At 71.8% G+C, this 20,142-nt stretch carries 19 protein-coding genes; 15 read left to right on the top strand and 4 right to left on the bottom strand.

Annotated elements, in window-relative coordinates; translation table 11 throughout:
• Positions 1–10: 10 nt before the first annotated feature.
• The 9 genes from atpB to AC3ANS_RS14870 all read left to right on the top strand — a co-directional run bounded on the left by atpB (position 11) and on the right by AC3ANS_RS14870 (position 7,596).
• Positions 11–841 (top strand): F0F1 ATP synthase subunit A, encoded by an 831-nt coding sequence (gene atpB / locus AC3ANS_RS14910; RefSeq protein WP_488292367.1) that lies wholly within the window; start codon positions 11–13, stop codon positions 839–841.
• 77 nt (positions 842–918) lie between these two features.
• Positions 919–1,128, top strand: coding sequence for an ATP synthase F0 subunit C (gene atpE / locus AC3ANS_RS14905; RefSeq protein WP_488296505.1), 210 nt, complete (start codon positions 919–921; stop codon positions 1,126–1,128).
• A 40-nt stretch (positions 1,129–1,168) separates the two neighbouring features.
• Positions 1,169–1,747, top strand: a complete 579-nt coding sequence (locus AC3ANS_RS14900) for a F0F1 ATP synthase subunit B (protein WP_488292366.1) — start codon at positions 1,169–1,171, stop codon at positions 1,745–1,747.
• A complete protein-coding gene (locus tag AC3ANS_RS14895) occupies positions 1,747–2,574 on the top strand; it encodes a F0F1 ATP synthase subunit delta (RefSeq protein WP_488292365.1) in 828 nt (275 codons plus the stop codon). Before AC3ANS_RS14900 ends, AC3ANS_RS14895 begins: the two co-directional genes overlap by 1 nt.
• Before the next feature lie 54 nt (positions 2,575–2,628).
• Positions 2,629–4,272, top strand: a complete 1,644-nt coding sequence (atpA, locus tag AC3ANS_RS14890) for a F0F1 ATP synthase subunit alpha (RefSeq protein ID WP_488292364.1) — start codon at positions 2,629–2,631, stop codon at positions 4,270–4,272.
• Between the two features lie 2 nt (positions 4,273–4,274).
• Positions 4,275–5,201: a F0F1 ATP synthase subunit gamma gene (locus tag AC3ANS_RS14885; protein ID WP_488292363.1), complete on the top strand. Its 927-nt coding sequence runs from the start codon at positions 4,275–4,277 to the stop codon at positions 5,199–5,201.
• Positions 5,202–5,205: 4 nt separating this feature from the next.
• Entirely contained in the window at positions 5,206–6,660 is a 1,455-nt protein-coding gene (atpD, locus tag AC3ANS_RS14880; RefSeq protein ID WP_488292362.1) for a F0F1 ATP synthase subunit beta, read from the top strand.
• Position 6,661: 1 nt separating this feature from the next.
• A complete protein-coding gene (locus AC3ANS_RS14875) occupies positions 6,662–7,066 on the top strand; it encodes a F0F1 ATP synthase subunit epsilon (RefSeq protein WP_488292361.1) in 405 nt (134 codons plus the stop codon).
• 80 nt (positions 7,067–7,146) lie between these two features.
• Positions 7,147–7,596 carry a DUF2550 domain-containing protein gene (locus tag AC3ANS_RS14870; RefSeq protein ID WP_488292360.1) on the top strand — a complete coding sequence of 150 codons (450 nt, stop codon included), beginning with the start codon at positions 7,147–7,149 and terminating at the stop codon, positions 7,594–7,596.
• Between the two features lie 111 nt (positions 7,597–7,707).
• Here AC3ANS_RS14870 and AC3ANS_RS14865 read toward each other — a convergent pair whose 3' ends face one another.
• Positions 7,708–9,141, bottom strand: coding sequence for an FAD-binding oxidoreductase (locus tag AC3ANS_RS14865; RefSeq protein WP_488292359.1), 1,434 nt, complete (start codon positions 9,139–9,141; stop codon positions 7,708–7,710).
• Between the two features lie 145 nt (positions 9,142–9,286).
• Here AC3ANS_RS14865 and AC3ANS_RS14860 point away from each other — a divergent pair, with 145 nt between their 5' ends.
• Together AC3ANS_RS14860 and AC3ANS_RS14855 are read left to right on the top strand one after the other, a co-directional pair.
• Positions 9,287–12,622 carry an ATP-binding protein gene (locus AC3ANS_RS14860; RefSeq protein WP_488292358.1) on the top strand — a complete coding sequence of 1,112 codons (3,336 nt, stop codon included), beginning with the start codon at positions 9,287–9,289 and terminating at the stop codon, positions 12,620–12,622.
• 64 nt (positions 12,623–12,686) lie between these two features.
• Positions 12,687–13,853 (top strand): MFS transporter, encoded by a 1,167-nt coding sequence (locus tag AC3ANS_RS14855; RefSeq protein WP_488292357.1) that lies wholly within the window; start codon positions 12,687–12,689, stop codon positions 13,851–13,853.
• Positions 13,854–13,857: 4 nt separating this feature from the next.
• On the opposite strand, the gene AC3ANS_RS14850 is transcribed toward AC3ANS_RS14855, so the two are convergent.
• From AC3ANS_RS14850 to AC3ANS_RS14840, 3 genes are read right to left on the bottom strand one after another with little or no spacing between them, the layout of a single operon-like run.
• The gene (locus AC3ANS_RS14850) at positions 13,858–14,298 is read right to left on the bottom strand and encodes a hypothetical protein (RefSeq protein ID WP_488292356.1); all 441 of its coding nucleotides are present in this window, start codon (positions 14,296–14,298) and stop codon (positions 13,858–13,860) included.
• 10 nt (positions 14,299–14,308) lie between these two features.
• Positions 14,309–14,884 (bottom strand): cob(I)yrinic acid a,c-diamide adenosyltransferase, encoded by a 576-nt coding sequence (locus AC3ANS_RS14845; protein WP_488292355.1) that lies wholly within the window; start codon positions 14,882–14,884, stop codon positions 14,309–14,311.
• 10 nt (positions 14,885–14,894) lie between these two features.
• Positions 14,895–15,335: a MarR family transcriptional regulator gene (locus AC3ANS_RS14840; protein ID WP_488292354.1), complete on the bottom strand. Its 441-nt coding sequence runs from the start codon at positions 15,333–15,335 to the stop codon at positions 14,895–14,897.
• A 68-nt stretch (positions 15,336–15,403) separates the two neighbouring features.
• Here AC3ANS_RS14840 and AC3ANS_RS14835 point away from each other — a divergent pair, with 68 nt between their 5' ends.
• From AC3ANS_RS14835 to AC3ANS_RS14820, 4 genes are all read left to right on the top strand, one after another.
• The gene (locus tag AC3ANS_RS14835) at positions 15,404–17,011 is read left to right on the top strand and encodes an FUSC family protein (RefSeq protein ID WP_488292353.1); all 1,608 of its coding nucleotides are present in this window, start codon (positions 15,404–15,406) and stop codon (positions 17,009–17,011) included.
• A gap of 102 nt (positions 17,012–17,113) precedes the next feature.
• A complete protein-coding gene (locus AC3ANS_RS14830; protein WP_488292352.1) occupies positions 17,114–17,422 on the top strand; it encodes an STAS domain-containing protein in 309 nt (102 codons plus the stop codon).
• A gap of 66 nt (positions 17,423–17,488) precedes the next feature.
• Positions 17,489–19,507, top strand: a complete 2,019-nt coding sequence (locus AC3ANS_RS14825; RefSeq protein WP_488292351.1) for a protein meaA — start codon at positions 17,489–17,491, stop codon at positions 19,505–19,507.
• Positions 19,504–20,127 (top strand): histidine phosphatase family protein, encoded by a 624-nt coding sequence (locus AC3ANS_RS14820; RefSeq protein WP_488292350.1) that lies wholly within the window; start codon positions 19,504–19,506, stop codon positions 20,125–20,127. Before AC3ANS_RS14825 ends, AC3ANS_RS14820 begins: the two co-directional genes overlap by 4 nt.
• Positions 20,128–20,142: the final 15 nt, after the last annotated feature.

Genomic DNA, 20,142 nt, shown 5'->3' with positions numbered 1-20,142 from the left:
AGGAGAACCGGTGTTGATCGCAACCTCCGTGGTGCGCACCTCCGGCGACGGCTTCACGCCGCCCGGCCCCCACGACTTCGACCTGCCCGCCATCGGCGGCGGTCACGACACGTTCCAGATGTTCGGGCAGTCCTTCGTGCTCGGCGTCACGAAGCCGATGCTCCAGATCGTCCTCGCGGGCATCCTGGTCTTCGTCTTCTTCTACGCCGCCGCCCGCAAGCAGTCGATGGTCCCGAGCCGGCTGCAGTTCGTCGGCGAGGAGGCCTACGGCTTCGTGCGCAACTCGCTGGGCCGCGACATCATCGGCTCGCGCGACTATGCGACGTACGTGCCGTACCTCTTCACGCTGTTCTTCTTCATCCTGCTCAACAACCTGTTCGCCTCGATCCCGTTCATCGAGTTCCCGACGTTCTCGCGCTCGGGCATGGTCTACGGCCTGGCGATCATGAGCTGGCTGATCTACAACATCGCCGGCATGCGCCGCCACGGCGTGCTCGGCTACCTCAAGCTCCAGTGCGTCCCGGCCGGCATCCGCGGCCCGATGCTCGTGCTGCTGATCCCGCTCGAGTTCATGTCGAACATCCTGGTGCGGCCGGTCACGCTGGCCCTGCGTCTGTTCGCCAACATGTTCGCGGGGCACCTGCTGCTGATCCTGTTCGCCCTCGGCGGTGAGTACATCATCACCGAGATGGCGATCCAGTACGCCCCCGTCGGCATCCTCGCCTGGGTGCTGTTCATCGCGGTCGCGTTCCTGGAGATCCTGATCCAGTTCCTGCAGGCCTATGTCTTCGTCCTCCTGAACGCCATGTACATCTCCGGCGCTCTCGCGGACGAGCACTGATCTCCACCCGCTCCACCCCAGATCTCCACTCCACCCGAAGTAGCAAGTAACCCGAAAGGAAACTAGCCGTGATCCCTATGGCTGTTGATGGCTCCGCCAACATGATCGGCTACGGCCTCGCCGCGATCGGCCCCGGTGTGGGTATCGGCCTGATCTTCGCCGCGTACATCAGCGGTGTCGCCCGCCAGCCCGAGGCCCAGAGTCGGCTGCAGTCGATCGCGATCCTCGGCTTCGCGCTCGCCGAGGCGCTCGCCATCATCGGCATCGCCCTCGCGTTCGTCCTCTGACGGTCCGACCGCGACCGACGTAGGACCGGAAGGACCCGCCATGCAAGCACTCATCGCGCCACTCGTGGTGCGCGCCGCAGGGGAAGAGGACATCAACCCCCTGCTCCCTCACGTGGTCGAGATCGCCCTCTCGCTCGTGGTGTTCGGCCTGCTGCTCTTCGCCGTCCGGAAGTTCGTGACGCCGAGGTTCGAGCAGATCTACACCGAGCGCACCCAGGCCATCGAGGGCGGCCTGGCCGCGGCCGAGACCAAGCAGGCCGAGGCCGACGCCAAGCTCGCCGACCTCGAGCAGCAGCTCTCCGAGGCGCGGCACGAGGCGGCCCGGATCCGCGAGGAGGCTCGCGAGCAGGGCGCGCAGATCATCGCCGAGATGCGCGAGCAGGCCCAGGCCGATGCCGCGCGGATCGTCGAGCACGGCAAGACGCAGATCGAGGCCGAGCGCCAGCAGGCGGTCACCTCGCTGCGGGCCGAGGTCGGCACCCTGGCCACCAGCCTGGCCGGTCGCATCGTCGGGGAGAGCCTCGAGGACGACGACCGCTCCTCCCGGGTGGTCGAGCGCTTCCTCGCTGACCTCGAGACCATCGAGGCCTCCCAGGCCGCGGGTGGCGGGGCGAGCTGATGGTCCAGCAGCTCAGCTCGCTGCGCGGCTCGTCCGCCGAGGCCCTCCAGGTCCTCGGTGAGCAGGTCGACGGCGACCGCTACACCCTCGAGGAGTTCGGCGCCCTGGGCGCCGACCTCTTCCGGGCCGCCGCGCTGCTGCGGTCCGAGCCGTCGCTGCGCCGGGCCGTCACCGACGTCTCGACGCCCGCCGACGCCAAGGCGCGCCTCGTGCGCGGACTGCTCGACGGCAAGCTCGGGTCCGCCGCCGTCGAGCTGGTCGCGCAGGCGGTCGGCCTGCGGTGGGTCGCGGCCCGTGACCTCGCGGACGCCCTCGAGCACCTCGGTGTGGTCGCGGTCGTGCGGTCCGCCGGGCGCCGGGAGTCCACGCGGCTCTCGGACGAGCTGTTCATCGTCGCCCAGGTGGTGGAGGAGGAGGCCGATCTCCGGATCGCGCTCTCCGACCCGGTCCGCTCGGTCGACGACAAGCGCACGCTCCTGCGTCGGCTGTTGGAGGGCCGAGCGCTGCCCGCCACGGTCGTGCTGGTCGAGCAGGCGCTTGCCGGCTCGCACCGCTCCTTCCACGTGGCGATCACGGAGTACCAGAAGGTCGCCGCGGCGACCCAGGGCGAAGGGGTTGCGCTGGTGCGCGTCGCCCGTGAGCTCACCGAGGCGGAGCGCACCCGCCTCGAACAGGCACTGAGCACCCAGTACGGCCGCCCGGTCCACCTCAACATCGAGGTCGACCCGGCGCTCCTGGGAGGCATGCGGGTCGAGATCGGCGACGACGTCATCGACGGCACCGTCGTGTCCCGCCTGGACGACGCACGACGGAGACTGGCCGGCTGAGGCCGGTCAGCACCCAGACCACACCACGAGAGCCCAGGAGATAGGGACAGACAAATGACGGAGCTTTCGATCCGGCCCGACGAGATCCGCGACGCGTTGCAGCGGTTCGTCTCCGAGTACCAGCCCGACGCCGCCAGCAAGGAGGAGGTCGGCACGGTCGCCTCCGCCGGTGACGGCATCGCCCGCGTGAGCGGCCTGCCGTCCGCGATGGCCAACGAGCTCCTGGAGTTCGAGGACGGCACCATGGGCCTCGCGCTCAACCTCGACACCCGCGAGATCGGTGTCGTCATCCTCGGTGACTTCGCGGGCGTCGAGGAGGGGCAGACCGTCCGGCGCACCGGCGAGATCCTCTCGGTCCCGGTGGGCGACAACTTCCTCGGCCGCGTGGTCGACCCCCTCGGCAAGCCGATCGACGGTCTCGGCGACATCGAGGCCGAGGCCCGGCGCGCGCTGGAGCTGCAGGCCCCGACCGTGATGCAGCGCAAGTCGGTGCACGAGCCGATGGCGACCGGCATCAAGGCCATCGATTCCCTGACCCCGATCGGTCGTGGTCAGCGCCAGCTGATCATCGGCGACCGCGCGACCGGCAAGACCACGATCGCGATCGACACGATCATCAACCAGAAGCAGAACTGGGAGTCCGGCGACCCGACGAAGCAGGTGCGCTGCATCTACGTCGCCATCGGTCAGAAGGGCTCGACGATCGCCTCGGTGCGCGGCGCCCTCGAGGAGGCCGGCGCGCTCGAGTACACCACGATCGTGGCCTCGCCCGCCTCGGACAGCGCGGGCTTCAAGTACCTTGCCCCGTACACCGGCTCGGCCATCGGTCAGCAGTGGATGTACGACGGCAAGCACGTGCTGATCGTGTTCGACGACCTCACCAAGCAGGCCGAGGCCTACCGCGCCGTGTCGCTGCTGCTGCGCCGCCCGCCGGGCCGCGAGGCCTACCCGGGTGACGTCTTCTACCTGCACAGCCGGCTGCTCGAGCGCTGCGCGAAGCTCTCCGACGACCTGGGCGCGGGCTCGATGACCGGCCTGCCGATCATCGAGACCAAGGCCAACGACGTGTCGGCGTACATCCCGACCAACGTCATCTCGATCACCGACGGCCAGATCTTCCTGCAGTCCGACCTGTTCGCGGCCAACCAGCGCCCGGCGATCGACGTCGGTGTGTCGGTGTCGCGCGTGGGTGGCTCGGCGATGACCAAGGCGATGAAGGCCGTGACCGGCTCGCTGAAGGTCGACCTGGCGCAGTTCCGCGCGATGGAGGCGTTCGCGATGTTCGCCTCCGACCTCGACGCGGCCTCGCGCCAGCAGCTCGACCGCGGTCAGCGCCTGATGGCGCTGCTCAAGCAGCCCGCGTACTCGCCGTACCCGCTGGAGGAGATGACCGTCTCCCTGTGGCTCGGCACCAGCGGCAAGCTGGACCGGGTGCCGACCGAGGACGTGCTGCGCTTCGAGCGTGAGTTCCTCGACTTCCTGCGCCGCTCGCACGACGGGATCCTCGCGGCGATCCGGGAGACGCAGAAGTTCGAGGACGACACCGCGTCGTCGCTCGAGGACGCGTACACCTCCTTCCTCGACCAGTTCGAGACCTCGGAGGGCAGCTCGATCAAGGTCGGCCACGAGCCCGAGGCCGAGCCGCTCGCTGACGCGGACGTCGAGCAGGAGCAGATCGTCAAGCAGAAGCGGAGCTGACGATGGCTCTTTCGGTGCGCGAGTACCGCGCGCGGATCAAGTCGACGGAGTCGATGAAGAAGATCACCCGCGCCATGGAGCTCATCGCCGCGTCCCGCATCATCAAGGCGCAGCAGCGGGCCCAGTCGGCCGCGCCCTACGCCCGCGAGCTCACCCGTGCGGTGTCCGCGGTGGCGACGTACTCCAACGTCGACCACCCGCTGACCCGCGAGCCCGAGAACGCGAAGCGGGCCGCGGTGCTGATCGTCACCAGCGACCGTGGTCTGGCCGGTGCCTACTCCTCGAGCGTGCTCAAGGAGGCCGAGCGGCTCGCTGAGAAGCTGCGCGGCGAGGGCAAGGAGATCGACATCTACCTGTGCGGTCGCAAGGGGGAGGCCTACTACCGCTTCCGTGGCCGCCCGGTGGTCCGGTCCTGGACCGGCTTCTCCGACCAGCCGTCGTACGAAGCGGCGCTCGAGGTCGGCACCACGCTGATCGACGCGTTCCTCGACGAGGACGGTGACGCTGGGTCCGACAGCCGGGGGGTCGACGAGGTGCACGTGGTCTACACGCGCTTCCGCTCGATGTTGCTGCAAGAGCCCGCCGCGGTGCGCCTGCTGCCGCTGGAGGTCGTGGAGGGGGAGGAGCGACCGGCAAGCGACGACGTGCTGCCGCTCTACGAGTTCGAGCCGTCGGCCGAGGCCGTGCTGGACAACCTGCTGCCGCAGTACGTCCAGAGCCGGATCTTCTTCGCCTTCCTGCAGGCGGCGGCCTCGGAGCTCGCCGCCCGTCAGAAGGCCATGAAGTCGGCGACCGACAACGCCGACGAGCTGATCAAGAAGTACACACGGATCGCCAACCAGGCCCGCCAGGCCGGTATTACCCAGGAAATCAGCGAGATCGTCGGCGGCGTCAACGCGCTGGCCGACGCACAAGCCGGGAGTGAGTGAAGACATGACTGCAACGATCGAAGAGACCCGCGAGACCGGCTCGGCTGGCGTCGGCCGCATCGCCCGGGTCATCGGCCCGGTCGTCGACGTCGAGTTCCCGGTGGACTCGATGCCGGAGATCTACAACAAGCTCGAGTGCGAGCTGACCCTCAGCGGCGAGACGAAGATCCTCTCGCTCGAGGTCGCCCAGCACATCGGTGACGGCATGGTCCGCGCGATCTCGCTGCAGCCGACCGACGGCCTGGTCCGTGGCGCGCAGGTCAGCGACACCGGCGGCCCGATCACGGTGCCGGTCGGCGACGCGACCCTCGGCAGGGTGTTCAACACCCTCGGCGAGGTCCTCAACCTCGAGGAGGGCGAGACCTTCGAGCCCACCGAGCGCTGGGGCATCCACCGCAAGGCGCCCGCGTTCGACCAGCTGGAGTCCAAGACCCAGATGTTCGAGACCGGCATCAAGGTCATCGACCTGCTCACGCCGTACGTCCAGGGCGGCAAGATCGGCCTGTTCGGCGGCGCGGGTGTGGGCAAGACCGTGCTGATCCAGGAGATGATCGCCCGCGTCGCGAAGGACCACGGTGGTGTGTCCGTGTTCGCCGGCGTCGGCGAGCGCACCCGCGAGGGCAACGACCTCATCGTCGAGATGGAGGAGGCCGGCGTCATCGGCCAGACCGCCCTCGTGTTCGGTCAGATGGACGAGCCGCCGGGCACCCGCCTGCGGGTCGCGCTGTCCGCGCTGACGATGGCGGAGTACTTCCGCGACGTGCAGGGCCAGGACGTGCTGCTGTTCATCGACAACATCTTCCGGTTCACCCAGGCGGGCTCCGAGGTGTCCACGCTGCTCGGCCGGATGCCGTCCGCCGTGGGCTACCAGCCGAACCTGGCCGACGAGATGGGCACGCTCCAGGAGCGGATCACCTCGACGCGTGGTCACTCGATCACCTCGATGCAGGCGATCTACGTGCCGGCTGACGACTACACCGACCCGGCCCCGGCCACGACGTTCGCCCACCTCGACGCGACCACCGAGCTCTCGCGTGAGATCGCCTCGCTCGGCATCTACCCGGCCGTGGACCCGCTGACCTCGACGTCGCGGATCCTCGACCCGCAGTACATCGGGCAGGCGCACTACGACTGCGCGATCCGGATCAAGCAGATCCTGCAGCGCAACAAGGAACTGCAGGACATCATCGCGATCCTCGGTGTCGACGAGCTCTCCGAAGAGGACAAGATCATCGTGTCCCGGGCCCGTCGCATCCAGCGGTTCCTCTCGCAGAACACCTACGTCGCCAAGCAGTTCACGGGCATCGAGGGCTCGACCGTTCCGGTCTCGGAGACGATCGAGGCGTTCAACAAGATCGCGAACGGCGAGTACGACCACGTGGCCGAGCAGGCCTTCTTCATGTGCGGCGGTCTGGACGACGTCGAGCAGAAGTGGGCCGAGATCCAGAAGAGCCTCTGACATGGCCTCCGAACCCGGGCAGCACCTGCACGTCGAGCTCGTCGCCGCCGACCGGACCGTCTGGTCCGGCGAGGCGGAGATGGTGATCGCGCGGACCACCGAGGGAGACGTCGGTGTGCTGCGCGGTCACGCGCCGCTGCTCTCCGTGCTGACCGACGCCGTCGTCGAGATCTCGACGGCCGACGCCGGCGTCGTGGTCGCGGCGGTCGACGGGGGGTTCCTCTCGGTCGCCAACGACCGGGTGTCGGTCCTCTCGCAGCGGGCCCTGCTGCCCGAGGAGATCGACGTCGACCAGGCCCGTGTCGAGCTGGAGGAGGCGCGCGGCCTGATCGGCGCCAACGACGAGGCCGAGCGGCGCCTGCGCCGTGCCGAGGCGCGGATCCGGGCGGTCGAGCGAGCGTCCTGACCGACCGCTCGTCGGGGGCTCGGGTGCAGGCCGCTAAGGTGTGCACCCCTGGGTGAGCACGGTTCCGATGAGGGGGATGGATGCCGGTATGGCAGTGGCTGCTGGACGCAGCCGGTGTGCTGCTCGGCGTCGTCCTGCTCTACGGCCTCGGCCTGGTCCTCCGCCGCCGCCTGCTCTCTCGCAACGGCGGCACGTTCGAGCTCAGCTACCGCGTCCGGTCCTCCAAGGCCGGGCGCGGTTGGCTTCTCGGGCTCGGCCGCTACTCCGGTGAGTCGCTGGAGTGGTTCCGCTACTTCTCGCTCTGGCCCCGGCCGAAGCGGGTCCTCCAGCGGTCGCAGCTGGCCTTCACCGGCCGTCGCGCCGCCGAGGGTGCCGAGCAGATGTCGCTCTACCCCGACCACGTCGTGATCTCCTGCACCACTCCGGACGGCGTGGTCGAGCTCGCGATGTCGCCGGCCTCGCTGATGGGGTTCCAGTCCTGGCTCGAGGCCGGTCCGCCCGGCACCGACTGGACCCGCCCCCCGCGTTGACCCCTGAATGCGCCCGAGTCGGCGCGTCTGCACGTCTGAGAGTGCCGAGTCGGCGCGTCTGCACGCGGTTCTCCACAGGTGGAGGGTGCAGATGCGCCGACTCGGCATGGTTCAGGCGGTGGGGCGGCCACCCTCGAACAGGCGGGGGACCGGGTGGTTGGCGGCGAAGACGCCGTGGGGGTCCACCGCGCTACGGATGCCGGTGAGCTGGGTCCAGACGTCCGCGCCGTACGCCGAGCGGGTGTCGACGGGGTTCTCGGCGAAGTTGAGGTACTTGCGCCCGTTGTCGAACGGCGCGAGAGCCTCGGTCAGCCGCACCGCGTCGGCGTGCGCCTGGGCGCCCATCTCCGGGGTGATCGCCATGCCGCCGCCGAACGTCAGGAACTGCGCGTCGAGCCGGTTCAGCACCCCGCCGCCCTCGTGCGAGCGGCCCAGTGCGCCGCCGAGCTGGCGCAGCTCGGCCATCAGCAGCGAGGTCGTCGCGTCCGGCCCGGCCTCGGCGATGAACGCGTCGACCGCGGCATCGGGGAACGACGCGAGCATCGCGCTGTCCGAGGCGAACGGGGCGCCGCCCTCGGGGTCCATGTGCAGGCGCACCAGCGACTTGGCCGGCACCCGGGCGAACGTGTCCAGCTCCGGACGCAGGGCCCGCAGGCCCGCGAGCAGCTCGGATCCGCGCTCGTCGCTGCCGAGCACGGCGCCGTCGATGACGACCAGCTGACGGCCCCGCAGGAAGTCGGGGAGGTCCGGCATGTCCGGCAGCCGCATCGCGCGGAAGGCCGTGGTGATCTCGTCCGGAGCGGTCGGCGCCCACGCGGACCACTCGCGCAGCACCGGCTCGATGTGCGCGAGGTCCCACATGAGGAGTCCGGCGTACGCCGTCTCGATGTCGTACATCCGGAACTCGAGCGCGGTGACGACGCCGAAGCTGCCGCCGCCGCCACGGACCGCCCAGAACAGCTCGGGGTTGGTCGTCGCGTCCGCGCGGACCAGGCTGCCGTCGCCGATGACCAGCTCGACCGCGGTCAGGCTGTTGGTGGCGAGCCCGAGCTTGCGGGCGTACCAGCCGATGCCGCCGCCGAGCGAGTAGCCGGCGATGCCGACGTCGGGGGAGGAGCCGTGGAGCACGGCCTTGCCGTGGGCCGCCGCGGCCTCGACCGCAGGCTCCCAGATGGTGCCGCCCTCGACGCGGACGATGCCGCGGGCCGGGTCGGCGATCGCGCTCGTCATCTCCGACGTGCGAACCAGGACGACGTCGTCGAGGCCCTGCGCGGCGAGCGGCCCGGCGTTGTGGCCGGTGCTCTGGGGCGCGACGCGCAGACCGGCCTCCGCGGCGACCCGGACGACGGCTGCGACCTCCGCCGCCGAGCGGGGAAGGGCGACGGCCGCGGGCCGCTGGTCGACCGCGACGTTCCACGGCAGTCGCGCGGCGTCGTACCCGGGGTCGCCGGGGAGGTGGACGTGGCCGCCGATCAGGCCGCGGAGCGCCTCGGCGGGGTGGGTCGAGGTCGTCGGGCCCTGGGTGGCGTCGAGCTCGATGGTCATGGTGGTGACTCCTTCGTCGGCGACACGTCGGTCATGTCGCGGGGTTCGGTGGGACGACCATGCCGATGCGCACTTGGAGGCGACTTCGAGCCGACTTGGAGCCACTTGGGCTGCGCGTGGTGCCGAGCCTCCCTATGCTGCCGCCGTGGAGGTCTCCGTCCTCGGCCCGGTCGAGGTGAGCCTGGCGGGAGTGCCGGTGGATCTCGGCACCCCGAAGCAGCGCGCGCTGGTCGCGGCCCTCGCGCTGTCGCGCGGCCGGCCGGTCTCCGTGGACGCGATCGTCGACCTGCTGTGGGGTGAGGCCGCGCCGCCCGGGGTGACCGCGACGCTGCAGGCCTATGTCTCCCAGCTGCGCCGGGTGATGGAGCCCGAGCGGCAGCGCCGGGCACCGGCCACCGTGCTGGTGACGGTGGCGCCCGGCTACGCCCTGCGGGTCCCGGAGGGCAGCCTCGACGCGCACCGGTTCGAGCAGACGGCCATCGCCGCTCACCGGAGGCTCCAGGCGCTCGGCGGGTGGGGACCCTCGCCGCTGAGCGCCGAGGAGCTGGCCGAGACCGTCGCGGAGCTGGACCTCGCGCTCGCCTCGTGGCGGGGGACGCCGTACGCCGAGCTCGGCGATGCGTCCGCGGTGGTCGCAGAGCGCGCTCGGTTGGAGGAGCTCCGCCTGGTCGCCCTCGAGGAGCGGGCCGTGGCTGCGCTGGCGCTGGGCCACCATGCCACGGTCGCCGCCGAGCTCGAGGCACTCACGTCCGCGCACCCGCTGCGCGAGCGGCTCTGGGCGCTCCGCGCGCTCGCCCTGACCCGGTCCGGGCGCCAGGCGGATGCGCTCGAGGTGTTGCAGCAGGTGCGCGACGTGCTCGACGAGGAGCTGGGACTGGAGCTCTCGGCCGACCTGCGCGCACTCCAGACCGCGGTGCTCCGCCAGGACCCCGCCCTGGAGTGGGTCGCGCCGGCGCCCGGCAACGTGCCCGCGCCGCCAGCTGCCGAGGCGCCAGCACCGGTGGAGCCGCCGCCCGCGCAGACCGCCCCGTGGCCGATGGCCGGACGGGAGCACGAGCTCGCGACGCTGGTCGCGTCACTCGAGACGGCTGGTCGCGGGTCCCCGGCGTACGCCGTGCTGACCGGTGATCCCGGCATCGGCAAGTCCCGCCTGGCGAGCGAGCTGGTGTCACTGGCCCGCGCGCGTGGGGCGCGGGTGCTGATCGGCCGCTGCTCCCAAGACGACGGGGCGCCCCCGCTGTGGCCGTGGAAGAGCGTGCTCGAGGGCATCGGCGTGAGCGTGCTCGCGGAGGCCGCGGCGGAGTCGACCGACGACGGCGGGCAGTTCCGGGCCTGGGAGCGGATCGCGGACGCCGTTCGGGAGGCGTCGCAGGAGCAGACGACGGTGGTCGTGCTCGACGACCTGCACTGGGCCGACACCTCGACGCTGCGGGTGCTGCGACTTCTCGTGGAGGGCACCGACCGGGGACGGCTCCTGGTCCTGGTCACCTGGCGCTCCCACCCGGAGCCCACCGGGGTGCTGGCCGAGCTGGCCGAGACGCTCGCCCGGATGCACGCGGCGCGGATCCGGCTCGGCGGGCTCGCGGCCGAGGACGTGGCCGCCGTCTACGAGTCGGTGGCGAGCCGCGAGCTGTCCGGGGACCAGGCGACGGCTCTGCGCGAGCGCACCGACGGCAACCCGTTCTTCCTGGTCGAGCTGGCCCGCCTGGTCGGTGAGCGCGGTGACCCGGGTGCGGTGCGCGACCAGCTGCCGACCGCGGTGGCGGACGTGCTCAACCGCCGGCTGCTCCGGCTCCCGGAGCGCACGGTCACCACGCTGCGGACCGCCGCGATCATCGGCCGCAGCTTCGACACCCCGACGCTCGCCGCGGTCACCGGGATCGACGAGGACGATCTCCTCGACGTCGTGGAGCCGGCGCAGGCCGCGGGGCTCGTGCGTGAGGACGGGATCGACGAGTACCTCTTCTCCCACGCGCTCGTGCGCGACACCCTGCGAGCCGGACTGAGTGCGAGCCGTCGTGCCCGCGCGCACGCCCGGGTGGCGGAGGCGATCTCGGGAGCGCCCGGCCGGGAGACCGAGCTCGCCTGGCACTGGCGGGAGGCGGGGCCGTCGTACGCAGACCGCGCCTGGCGTGCCGCCGTCGACGCCGCGGGCGTCGCCCGCCGGCTGCACGCCTACGACCAGGCCGCCGGGCTCCTCGAGGGTGCTCTCGCTTCGCTCGACGGCGACCCCGGCGCCGGCCTGCGCGACCGCCTCGACGTGCTCATGGCCCTCATCGAGGCGTATCGCTGGTCGGCGCGGTTGCCCGACCTGGTCCGCACGGTCGAGGAGGCGATCGTCGTGGGCAAGCGGCTGCGCGATCCCGAGGCGGTGGCGCGCGCGGCGATCGCCACCACCGAGGGTGTGCTGTGGCGCTCGGGTGAGCCGGGCGAGGTCAACGAGGAGGTCGTCGCCGCGCTGCGGGGGAGCCTGGAGCGGCTGCCGGCCGAGGACAGCGACCTGCGTTGCCGCACGATGCTCGCCCTCGCCAACGAGCTCTACGTGACGGTGTCCTTCGCGGAGCGGCGGGCCCTGTGCGACGAGGGCCTGGCGATGGCGCGCCGCCTCGGTGACCCGCTGCTGCTGATGCAGGCCTGCCAGGTCGCGTTCGTCGCCCTCTGGACGCCGCGCACGGTGGTCGAGCGCGTCGGGCTCGTGGAGGAGGCGATGGACCTGGCACGAGCGACCGGCAGCGAGCGCAGCTTCGTCGTGTCGGCGTGCCTGCGTGCGGCTGCGCTGAGCGAGCTGGGCCACCCGCGGGAGATGTGGGCGGCGGCCGCCGTCGCGCGCGCCGCGGCGGAGGACCAGCGGATCGCGTTCGGGGAGATCGTGCTCGACGGGCTCGAGCTGCCCTGGCACGCGATGGCGGGCCGGTTCGAGGACGCCGAGCGGATCATCGAGCACCTCCGCAGGCTGGGCGAGCGCCTCGAGCACACCCATGCGGACGAGGCGATCGCCGCGGGGCACCTCGCGCTGCGGCTCTGGCAGGGCCGGTCGCTGGAGATGGTCCCGATGCTGGAGGCGTTCGACTCCGCCGCCTTCCCCTTCGCCGCGAGCATCGCGGTCTACCTCTGGCGGGCCGGCGAGCACGACCGCGCGCGTGAGGTGTACGCCGAGCGGGGCGCACCGCTCGAGCACGACAACGACATCTCGTTGCTGGCGTGGTGCCACGCCGCCGAGCTCGCGCTCTACCTGGGGGAGCGGGAGCTCGCAGGGCGCGCCTACGAGCGGATCGCTCCCTTCGCGGGCTTCAACGCCTGTGCCGGGTCCGCCCTGGCCCTCGGGCCCGTCGACTCCTACCTGGCGCTGGCGGCCGCGGCGGCCGGCGAGCGCGCCCTGGCCGCCCGGCACGCCGAGGACGCGCTCGCGCTCGCCGCCGACTGGGACGTGCCGCTGGTCGCTGCCTGGGTCCGCGACCAGCGCGCGGCGTACGGGTTCTGAGCCCGTTCTGGACCGGTCAAGTAAGGATTTGGGGAGCGGGACCCCGATCGGGTTGGCTGGACCCGTGCCCGCCGTTCTCCCCGCCCGTAACGCCGTCGCCGTGGTCTTCGTCCTCAACGGGTTCTGCTTCGCCTCGTTCGTCTCCCGGGTGCCCGACATCCGCAGCACGCTGGACCTCAGCAACGGCAGCCTCGGCCTGCTCCTGCTGGCGATCTCGGCCGGATCGGTGATCGCCCTGCCGTCCGCGGGGCGGCTGATCGCGCGGGTCGGTCCGGCCGGCGCGGTCCGGCTCGGGGCCGCGTCGTCCGCGGTCGGGCTCACGCTCGCGACCATCTCGATCGGGGTGTTCGAGGTCCGTCCGGTGGCCGCGGTGGGGCTGTTCTTCTACGGCGTCGGCACCGGTGTGTGGGACGTCGCGATGAACGTCGACGGCGCGGCGGTTGAGCGGCACCTGGGCCGCACGATCATGCCGCGCTTCCACGCCGGCTTCAGCTTCGGCACGATCGCCGGCTCCGGGCTCGGCGTCCCGATGGCCGCGCTGCACGTGCCGATCGAGGTCCACGTGACCACGGTCGCCGTGCTGTCGTTCGGCGCGGTGCTGGTGGCGGCCCGCTACTTCCTGCCCCCGCCGCCCGCGGAGGAGGTGGCTGCTCCCGCGCGCTCGGCCTGGCTCGAGCCGCGCACGCTCGCGATCGGCGTCATGGTGCTGGCGTTCGCGCTCACCGAGGGCAGCGCCAACGACTGGCTCGCGCTCGCGCTCGTCGACGGGTACGACGCCGCGCACTGGGTCGGGGTCGCCGGGTTCTCCCTGTTCGTGACGGCGATGACCGCCGGGCGGCTGGTGGGCTCGACGGCGCTGGACCGGTTCGGCCGGGCACCGGTGCTGTGGGCCACGACCGGGACCGCCCTGGCGGGGGTGCTGCTGGTGATCTACGGCCACTGGGCCCCGGTCGTGATCGTCGGCATCGTGCTGTGGGGCCTGGGCGCCTCGCTCGGCTTCCCGGTCGGCATGAGTGCGGCCTCCGACGACCCGGTGCGTGCCGCGGCGCGGGTCAGCGTGGTGTCGACGATCGGCTACGCGGCCTTCCTCGCCGGCCCGCCGTTCCTGGGGTGGCTCGGCGACAGCGTCGGGACGCTGCACTCCTTGCTCACCATCGCCATCTTGATGGGACCGGCCGCGCTCGCCGTCCTCGCCACCCGAGCCCCGGCCGGCGACCGCGTCGCGGCCTGACGGCTCACTCCCCGAGGCCGAGGTTCTCCTGGGTCGAGGTGATCAGGGCGACGACGGCCTCGACGTAGAAGTCCGCGCGCGGGTCGGCCTCGAGCGCCTGGGCCGCCGGGAGGGTGAGCACCACGTCGTCGACCATCTCGTCGCTGGGCCACGGGGTGAGGGTCCACTCCGCGACATCGCGCACGACCACGTGCAGCCCGATCCCGCCCATCAGTGCGCGCCGCCGGTGGAACTCCGGGTCGGTGGCCAGCGTGGACAGCGCCTCGTCCCACGCGGGGTCGTTGACGGGCACCAGGCCGTCCGCGGGGTCGTCGCCGAGCTCGAGATCCTCCGGTCCCGACTCCATCTCGGGGTCCCAGGCGGTTGTGACGCCGACGGGCACCTCGCCCGCCTTCCACTGCAGCCACACGCCGAGGTCCAGCTCGGACCCGTCCTCGTCGTCCATGGGTGCTCCCTCAGCCACGCTCGCCGCCGGGGACCCACAGCACGTCACCCTGCTCGCGGTTGGCGTGCCGGGCCAAGATGAACAGCAGGTCCGAGAGCCGGTTGAGATAGGTGATCGCGAGGAGGTTCATCGTCTCGGCGTGGAGCTCGTAGGCCGCCCAGGCCGAGCGCTCGGCCCGGCGTACGACCGTGCGGGCCACGTGCAGGAGCGCGGCACCGGGAGTGCCGCCGTTGAGGATGAAGGACCGCAGCGCGGGCAGCTCCTCGTTGTAGTGGTCGCACCACGCCTCGAGCCGGTCGACGTAGTCCTGCTCGATGCGCAGTGGCGGGAACTCCGGGCTCTCGACGACAGGCGTGCAGAAGTCCGCCCCCACGTCGAAGAGGTCGTTCTGCACTCGGGTGATCACCGCGACGACGTCCTCGTCGAGCGCGCCCTGAGCCAGCGCCAGTCCGAGGTGGGCGTTGGCCTCGTCGACGTCGGCGTACGCCGCGAGCCGCGGGTCGGTCTTCGTCGTGGTGCTCATGTCGCCGAGGCGGGTCTGGCCGCCGTCGCCGGTGCGGGTGTAGATCCGGGTGAGGTTGACCATGTGTCGCAGCCTATCGACCGGTGTCGGCGAGCCGATCCATCACATCGGCCGCCAGACGGAGCACCCCGAGCTCGGTGTCGGTCAGGGTCTCCAGCGCCCCGGCCAGCCAGTGGTCGCGCTCCGCCATGTCGTCCGCCAACGCCTGCCGGCCCGTGTCGGTGATCGACAGCAGCCACTCGCGCCGATCCTCCTCGTTGCGCCGGCGCGCCACGAGGGCACCGGACGTCAGCTCGGCGACGGCCCGGGTGAGCGACTGGAGCTGTTGGTGCTCGGCGGCGGCCAGGCGGCTCAAGGAGAGATCGCCGTCGCGGTGGAGCCGGCTGAGGATCAGCAGCTTGTTGCCACTCAGGGTGCTCGAGGCCCGCTCGGCGCGCAGCCGCTGCCCCAACCGGACCGTCCCGCGCCGGATCGTGGCCGCGGCGTCGATCCGGTCCTCTCTCCGCGATGTCACGATGGCAAGTTATCACTTGTCATCTTCTCCGGATCCGAGCGTAGGCTCCGCTCGTGCCAAGCAAGCGAATGTTCATCAATTCGTCTCGTGACTCGTCGCTCGCGATGGTTGCGGTGCTGGCGAGCTGGGAGTCCGCGCTGCGCATCGAGCACGCCGCCGGACTGCGCGACGACATCGTCGTGCTGGCGGTGGTGATGGCCGTGCTGACCTGGCGCAGCACCGGACACCAGCCGTCCCGTCCGTGGGCGCGCGCGGTGGCGCTGCCGGCGGCGGCGATCGCGAGCGTGCTCGTGGGGCGGTTGATGTCCTCCCACCCGACGTGGGGCGACGCGGTCTTCGTCCTCGCGCTGAGCTGCTCGGTCTGGCTGCGCCGGTTCGGACCGACCTGGTCGAGCACCGGGACGCTGCTCGCCCTGCCGTTCATCTCGCTCCTGGTGGTCCCGGTACCCCTCGCGCCGGCCGCCGGCATCACCGGCTGGCCGGCGCTCGTCACGCTCGTCGTGCTCGGCTGGGTCGAGGTGACGCGCCAGGTCGGGCTGCGGCTGGGGTGGGTCGTCCCTCCGGCGCCGTACGGCGCGCCCGCAGCGGCACCGAGCGCGCCGGCGTCGCGACGGCTCGCGCCGACCACGCGGATGGCGGTCCAGCTGGCGACCGGCCTGGCGGCGGCCTTCGCGATCGGCCGGACGGCCTACCCCGACCACTGGGCATGGTGCGTGCTCTCCTGCTACGTCGTGTGCAGCGGCAACCGCGGCCGCGGCGACGTCGTGCACAAGGGCCTCCAGCGTCTGCTCGGTGCCCTGGGCGGGACGCTGGTCGCGACCGTGGTCGCCGGCGCGTTCGCTCCGCGCGATCCCTCGGCGATCGTGCTGCTGTTCGCGGTGATGGCCGCGGCGCTCACGCTGCGGACGGTCGGCTACGGCTACTGGGCGGCGGGTGTGACCGCGATGCTGGCCCTGCTCTACGGGTACTACGGCCAGAGCGGCACCTCCCTCCTCGAGCAGCGGCTCGGCGGCGTGCTGCTCGGCTCGCTGGTGGCGATCGCCGCCTCGTGGTGGGTGCTGCCGGTGCGCAGCGCCGACGTCTTCCGTCGGCGCTGGGCCGACGCCCTGGCGGCGCTGGGTGCCCAGCTGACCGCGCTGCGCACCCAGCCCGACGACCTCGAGCCGTCCGCGCTGTCGCTCGCGCACGCGCTGGGGCAGCTCGAGCAGCTCGAGCCGACCTACCGGCTGCACCGTCGCGCCTTGCCCCGCCACCGGCACCTGGCGCACCCGGTCGACCTCGTGGTCGCGCTCCGTGAGGTGTGCGCGGCCCTGGACAGGGTCGCCGCCCTCCCCGTCGCCGAGCGCAGCCGGGCCGAGCACCGGCGCCGGCTGGGCGAGTGGGCTCGACGGGTAGGACTGGTGCGCCGCCGGATGCGGGCGGCGGGCGGACCGCCGGTCGTGGCCACCACCGCGGGGGACGCAGAGGGTGCCACGGACGCGGTCTTCGACCGCGTCGACCAGGCGATCGCCCGGCTCGACGAGGTCTTCGACGACGCCGTGTGGGCACGGCTGGGCGGACGCTCCACGGCGCCGTCCGGTGCTGGCCGACCCGCTCCCGGGAGTGCCCGCTCCCCGACGGGTACCGGTCCCGGGAGGCCGGCGGACGCGACACGACGGAAATTTCCGGGGAAGTGACGCAACCTCCTCGGTGTTGCACGCGTCATAGTGGGTGACAGGCACGCCATCCACGGGTGGAGCAGCCGGGGTGTCTCTGGGCCCCGGAGGACGGGGCACAGCATGCAGATCATCACCGACGGACCCACCCTTCTCCTCAGCGGAGACTTCGACGTGCGCAGCACGTGGGAGGCCCGCAACGCGATCTACGAGCTCCTCGGAGGTCACGACGAGGACGTCGTCGTCGACCTCACCGACGTCACCACGATCGACATGACCGCCCTCAAGGTGCTCGCCGTGGCGACCCGCCAGGCCAGCCGCGACGGGCACCACCTCACGCTGCGCGGCTGCGGCCCCGCCGTACGCCGGATGCTTCACCTCTCGCGCCTGATCCGGGTGGTCGAGGTCGAGCGGGCCGCTGTCTCCGCGTGACCGTGTCGGATAAGCCACACGCGTGGGCGGTTACCAATCGGTAGGGCCCGTCCTACCCTCTGACGCATGACCGAGACGGACCGCCCCCAGCAGGACCGACCCGCCAAGGATCGCCCCTGGGTGATGCGCACCTACGCCGGGCACTCGACCGCCGCGGCCTCGAACGCGCTCTACCGCACCAATCTCGCGAAGGGGCAGACCGGCCTGTCCGTCGCGTTCGACCTGCCGACCCAGACCGGCTACGACCCGGACTCGCCCCTGTCCCGCGGCGAGGTCGGCAAGGTCGGCGTACCGGTGCCGCACCTCGGCGAGATGCGCCGGCTCTTCGAGGACATCCCGCTCACCTCGATGAACACGTCGATGACGATCAACGCCGTCGCGATGTGGATGCTCGCGATGTACCAGGTGGTCGCCGAGGAGCAGAACCCCGACCTGTCGCCCGAGGAGGTCGCCGCCCAGCTGGCCGGCACCACCCAGAACGACATCATCAAGGAGTACCTCTCGCGCGGCACCTACGCGTTCCCGCCCGAGGCCTCGATGCGGCTGATCGCCGACATGATCGCCTACACGGTCCACCAGATCCCGAAGTGGAACCCGATCAACATCTGCAGCTACCACCTGCAGGAGGCGGGGGCGACGCCGACGCAGGAGCTCGCCTACGCGCTCTGCACGGCGATCGCGGTGCTCGACCAGGTCAAGAACGCCCGCCAGGTCGACGAGGCCGACTTCGAGAAGGTCGTGGGACGGATCTCCTTCTTCGTCAACGCGGGTGTCCGCTTCGTCGAGGAGACCTGCAAGATGCGGGCCTTCGGACAGCTCTGGGACGAGATCACCCGGGAGCGCTACGGCGTGCAGGACCCCAAGATGCGCCGCTTCCGCTACGGCGTGCAGGTCAACTCGCTCGGGCTCACCGAGGCGCAGCCCGAGAACAACGTGCAGCGCATCGTGCTGGAGATGCTCGGGGTGACGCTGTCCAAGAACGCCCGGGCCCGGGCGCTGCAGCTGCCGGCCTGGAACGAGGCGCTCGGTCTGCCGCGGCCCTGGGACCAGCAGTGGTCGCTGCGGCTGCAGCAGGTCCTCGCCTACGAGTCCGACCTCCTGGAGTACGACGACATCTTCGACGGCTCGCACGTCATCGAGGCCAAGGTCGCCGAGCTGGTCGAGGGCGCCCGCGCCGAGATCGACCGGGTCCAGTCCATGGGCGGTGCGATCGCGGCCGTGGAGTACATGAAGTCCGAGCTGGTCTCCTCCCACGCCGCCCGGCGCGCCCGGATCGAGTCCGGTCAGGAGATCATCGTCGGCGTCAACAAGTTCGAGACGACCGAGCCCTCGCCGCTGACCGCCGACCTCGACGGGGCGATCATGGCCGCCGACCCGGAGGCCGAGAAGAGCGCGCTCGCGAGCCTCGGGGCGTGGAAGGCGCAGCGCGACGAGGCCGAGGTGAGCCGGACGCTCGAGGAGCTGGCCGCCGCGGCGAAGACCGACGCGAACCTGATGGGCCCGACGCTGGCCGCCGCCCGCGCCGGGGCGACGACGGGGGAGTGGGCCGGCACCCTGCGGGAGGTGTTCGGGGAGTACCGCGGCCCGACCGGCGTCTCCGGGGCCGTCGTCGCGGAGGCCGGGGCCGAGCTGACCGCGGTCCGCGAGCGCGTGCGCGAGACCGGCGAGCAGCTGGGCGGCCGCCTGCGGCTGTTGGTCGGCAAGCCCGGACTCGACGGCCACTCCAACGGTGCCGAGCAGATCGCCGTACGCGCCCGCGACGCCGGGTTCGAGGTGATCTACCAGGGCATCCGGCTCACCCCCGAGCAGATCGTGGCCGCCGCGGTGGCGGAGGACGTGCACTGCGTGGGCCTCTCGATCCTGTCCGGCTCGCACATGGAGCTGGTGCCGGCGGTGCTGGACGGTCTCCGCGAGGCGGGCCTCGGCGACGTGCCGGTCGTGGTCGGCGGGATCATCCCCGAGTCCGACGGACGCCGCCTGCGCGAGCTCGGCGTGGCCGCGGTCTACACGCCCAAGGACTTCGGGATGACCCAGATCATGGACGGCATCGTGGACGTGATCCGAGAGGCCAACGGCCTCGGATGAGCTCGCTCCAGTGTCCGGCTCGGATCTTCCTCGCCCGCCACGGTGAGGCGGAGTACGAGACGGGTCTGGTCACCGACGACGGCGGGAGCCTGACCCGGCGCGGTCGTGAGCAGGCCCGCGAGCTGGGCGAGCGGCTGCGCGGCGAGCGGATCGCCCGGGTCTGGAGCAGTCCGCTGTCGCGTGCGGTGCAGACCGCCGAGATCGCAGCCGGGCCCCTGGGGGTCGACGTGGTGGTCCGCGAGGGGCTGCGTGAGTACGGCGTCGGGTCGCTCGCCGGCACCGACGGGGACGAGACGGCGACCATCGGACCGGTCTTCCGGGCGTGGGCCGAGGGCGACGAGGACGCTCGGATCGCGGGTGGCGAGACCGTCGCGGGCGTCGTCGCCCGGGTGCAGGACGTCCTGCGGGAGGTGGCCGACGCCCACCCCGGCGAGGCGGCGCTGGTGGTGAGCCACGGGGGCGCGATCCTCGGGAGCGTGCCCGGCCTCTGCGGGCTGCCTCGGCTCTCGGCGTACGACGTCGTGCTGCCGGCCACCGGGTTCGCCGCGCTCGAGGCCGACTCCGACGGCTGGCGTCTGCTCCGGTGGGACCCCGGTCACGATGAGGTAAGGCTGTCCTAACGTCTCTGGTAGCCT

The organism is Nocardia sp. 149-1B, from assembly GCF_057747975.1.
Note: the sequence above shows the minus strand (reverse complement) of the source record. Positions and strands in the feature narration are given on the sequence as shown.

Coding starts and splice junctions, on each gene's coding strand:
- AC3ANS_RS14885 (WP_488292363.1), top strand. CDS start 4,275: ATGGCTCTTTCGGTGCGCGAGTACCGCGCGCGGATCAAGTCGACGGAG.
- AC3ANS_RS14820 (WP_488292350.1), top strand. CDS start 19,504: ATGAGCTCGCTCCAGTGTCCGGCTCGGATCTTCCTCGCCCGCCACGGT.
- atpA (WP_488292364.1), top strand. CDS start 2,629: ATGACGGAGCTTTCGATCCGGCCCGACGAGATCCGCGACGCGTTGCAG.
- AC3ANS_RS14850 (WP_488292356.1), bottom strand. CDS start 14,298: ATGGACGACGAGGACGGGTCCGAGCTGGACCTCGGCGTGTGGCTGCAG.
- AC3ANS_RS14900 (WP_488292366.1), top strand. CDS start 1,169: ATGCAAGCACTCATCGCGCCACTCGTGGTGCGCGCCGCAGGGGAAGAG.
- AC3ANS_RS14895 (WP_488292365.1), top strand. CDS start 1,747: ATGGTCCAGCAGCTCAGCTCGCTGCGCGGCTCGTCCGCCGAGGCCCTC.
- AC3ANS_RS14835 (WP_488292353.1), top strand. CDS start 15,404: ATGTTCATCAATTCGTCTCGTGACTCGTCGCTCGCGATGGTTGCGGTG.
- atpD (WP_488292362.1), top strand. CDS start 5,206: ATGACTGCAACGATCGAAGAGACCCGCGAGACCGGCTCGGCTGGCGTC.
- atpE (WP_488296505.1), top strand. CDS start 919: ATGGCTGTTGATGGCTCCGCCAACATGATCGGCTACGGCCTCGCCGCG.
- AC3ANS_RS14875 (WP_488292361.1), top strand. CDS start 6,662: ATGGCCTCCGAACCCGGGCAGCACCTGCACGTCGAGCTCGTCGCCGCC.
- AC3ANS_RS14870 (WP_488292360.1), top strand. CDS start 7,147: ATGCCGGTATGGCAGTGGCTGCTGGACGCAGCCGGTGTGCTGCTCGGC.
- AC3ANS_RS14825 (WP_488292351.1), top strand. CDS start 17,489: ATGACCGAGACGGACCGCCCCCAGCAGGACCGACCCGCCAAGGATCGC.
- AC3ANS_RS14865 (WP_488292359.1), bottom strand. CDS start 9,141: ATGACCATCGAGCTCGACGCCACCCAGGGCCCGACGACCTCGACCCAC.
- AC3ANS_RS14830 (WP_488292352.1), top strand. CDS start 17,114: ATGCAGATCATCACCGACGGACCCACCCTTCTCCTCAGCGGAGACTTC.
- AC3ANS_RS14845 (WP_488292355.1), bottom strand. CDS start 14,884: ATGGTCAACCTCACCCGGATCTACACCCGCACCGGCGACGGCGGCCAG.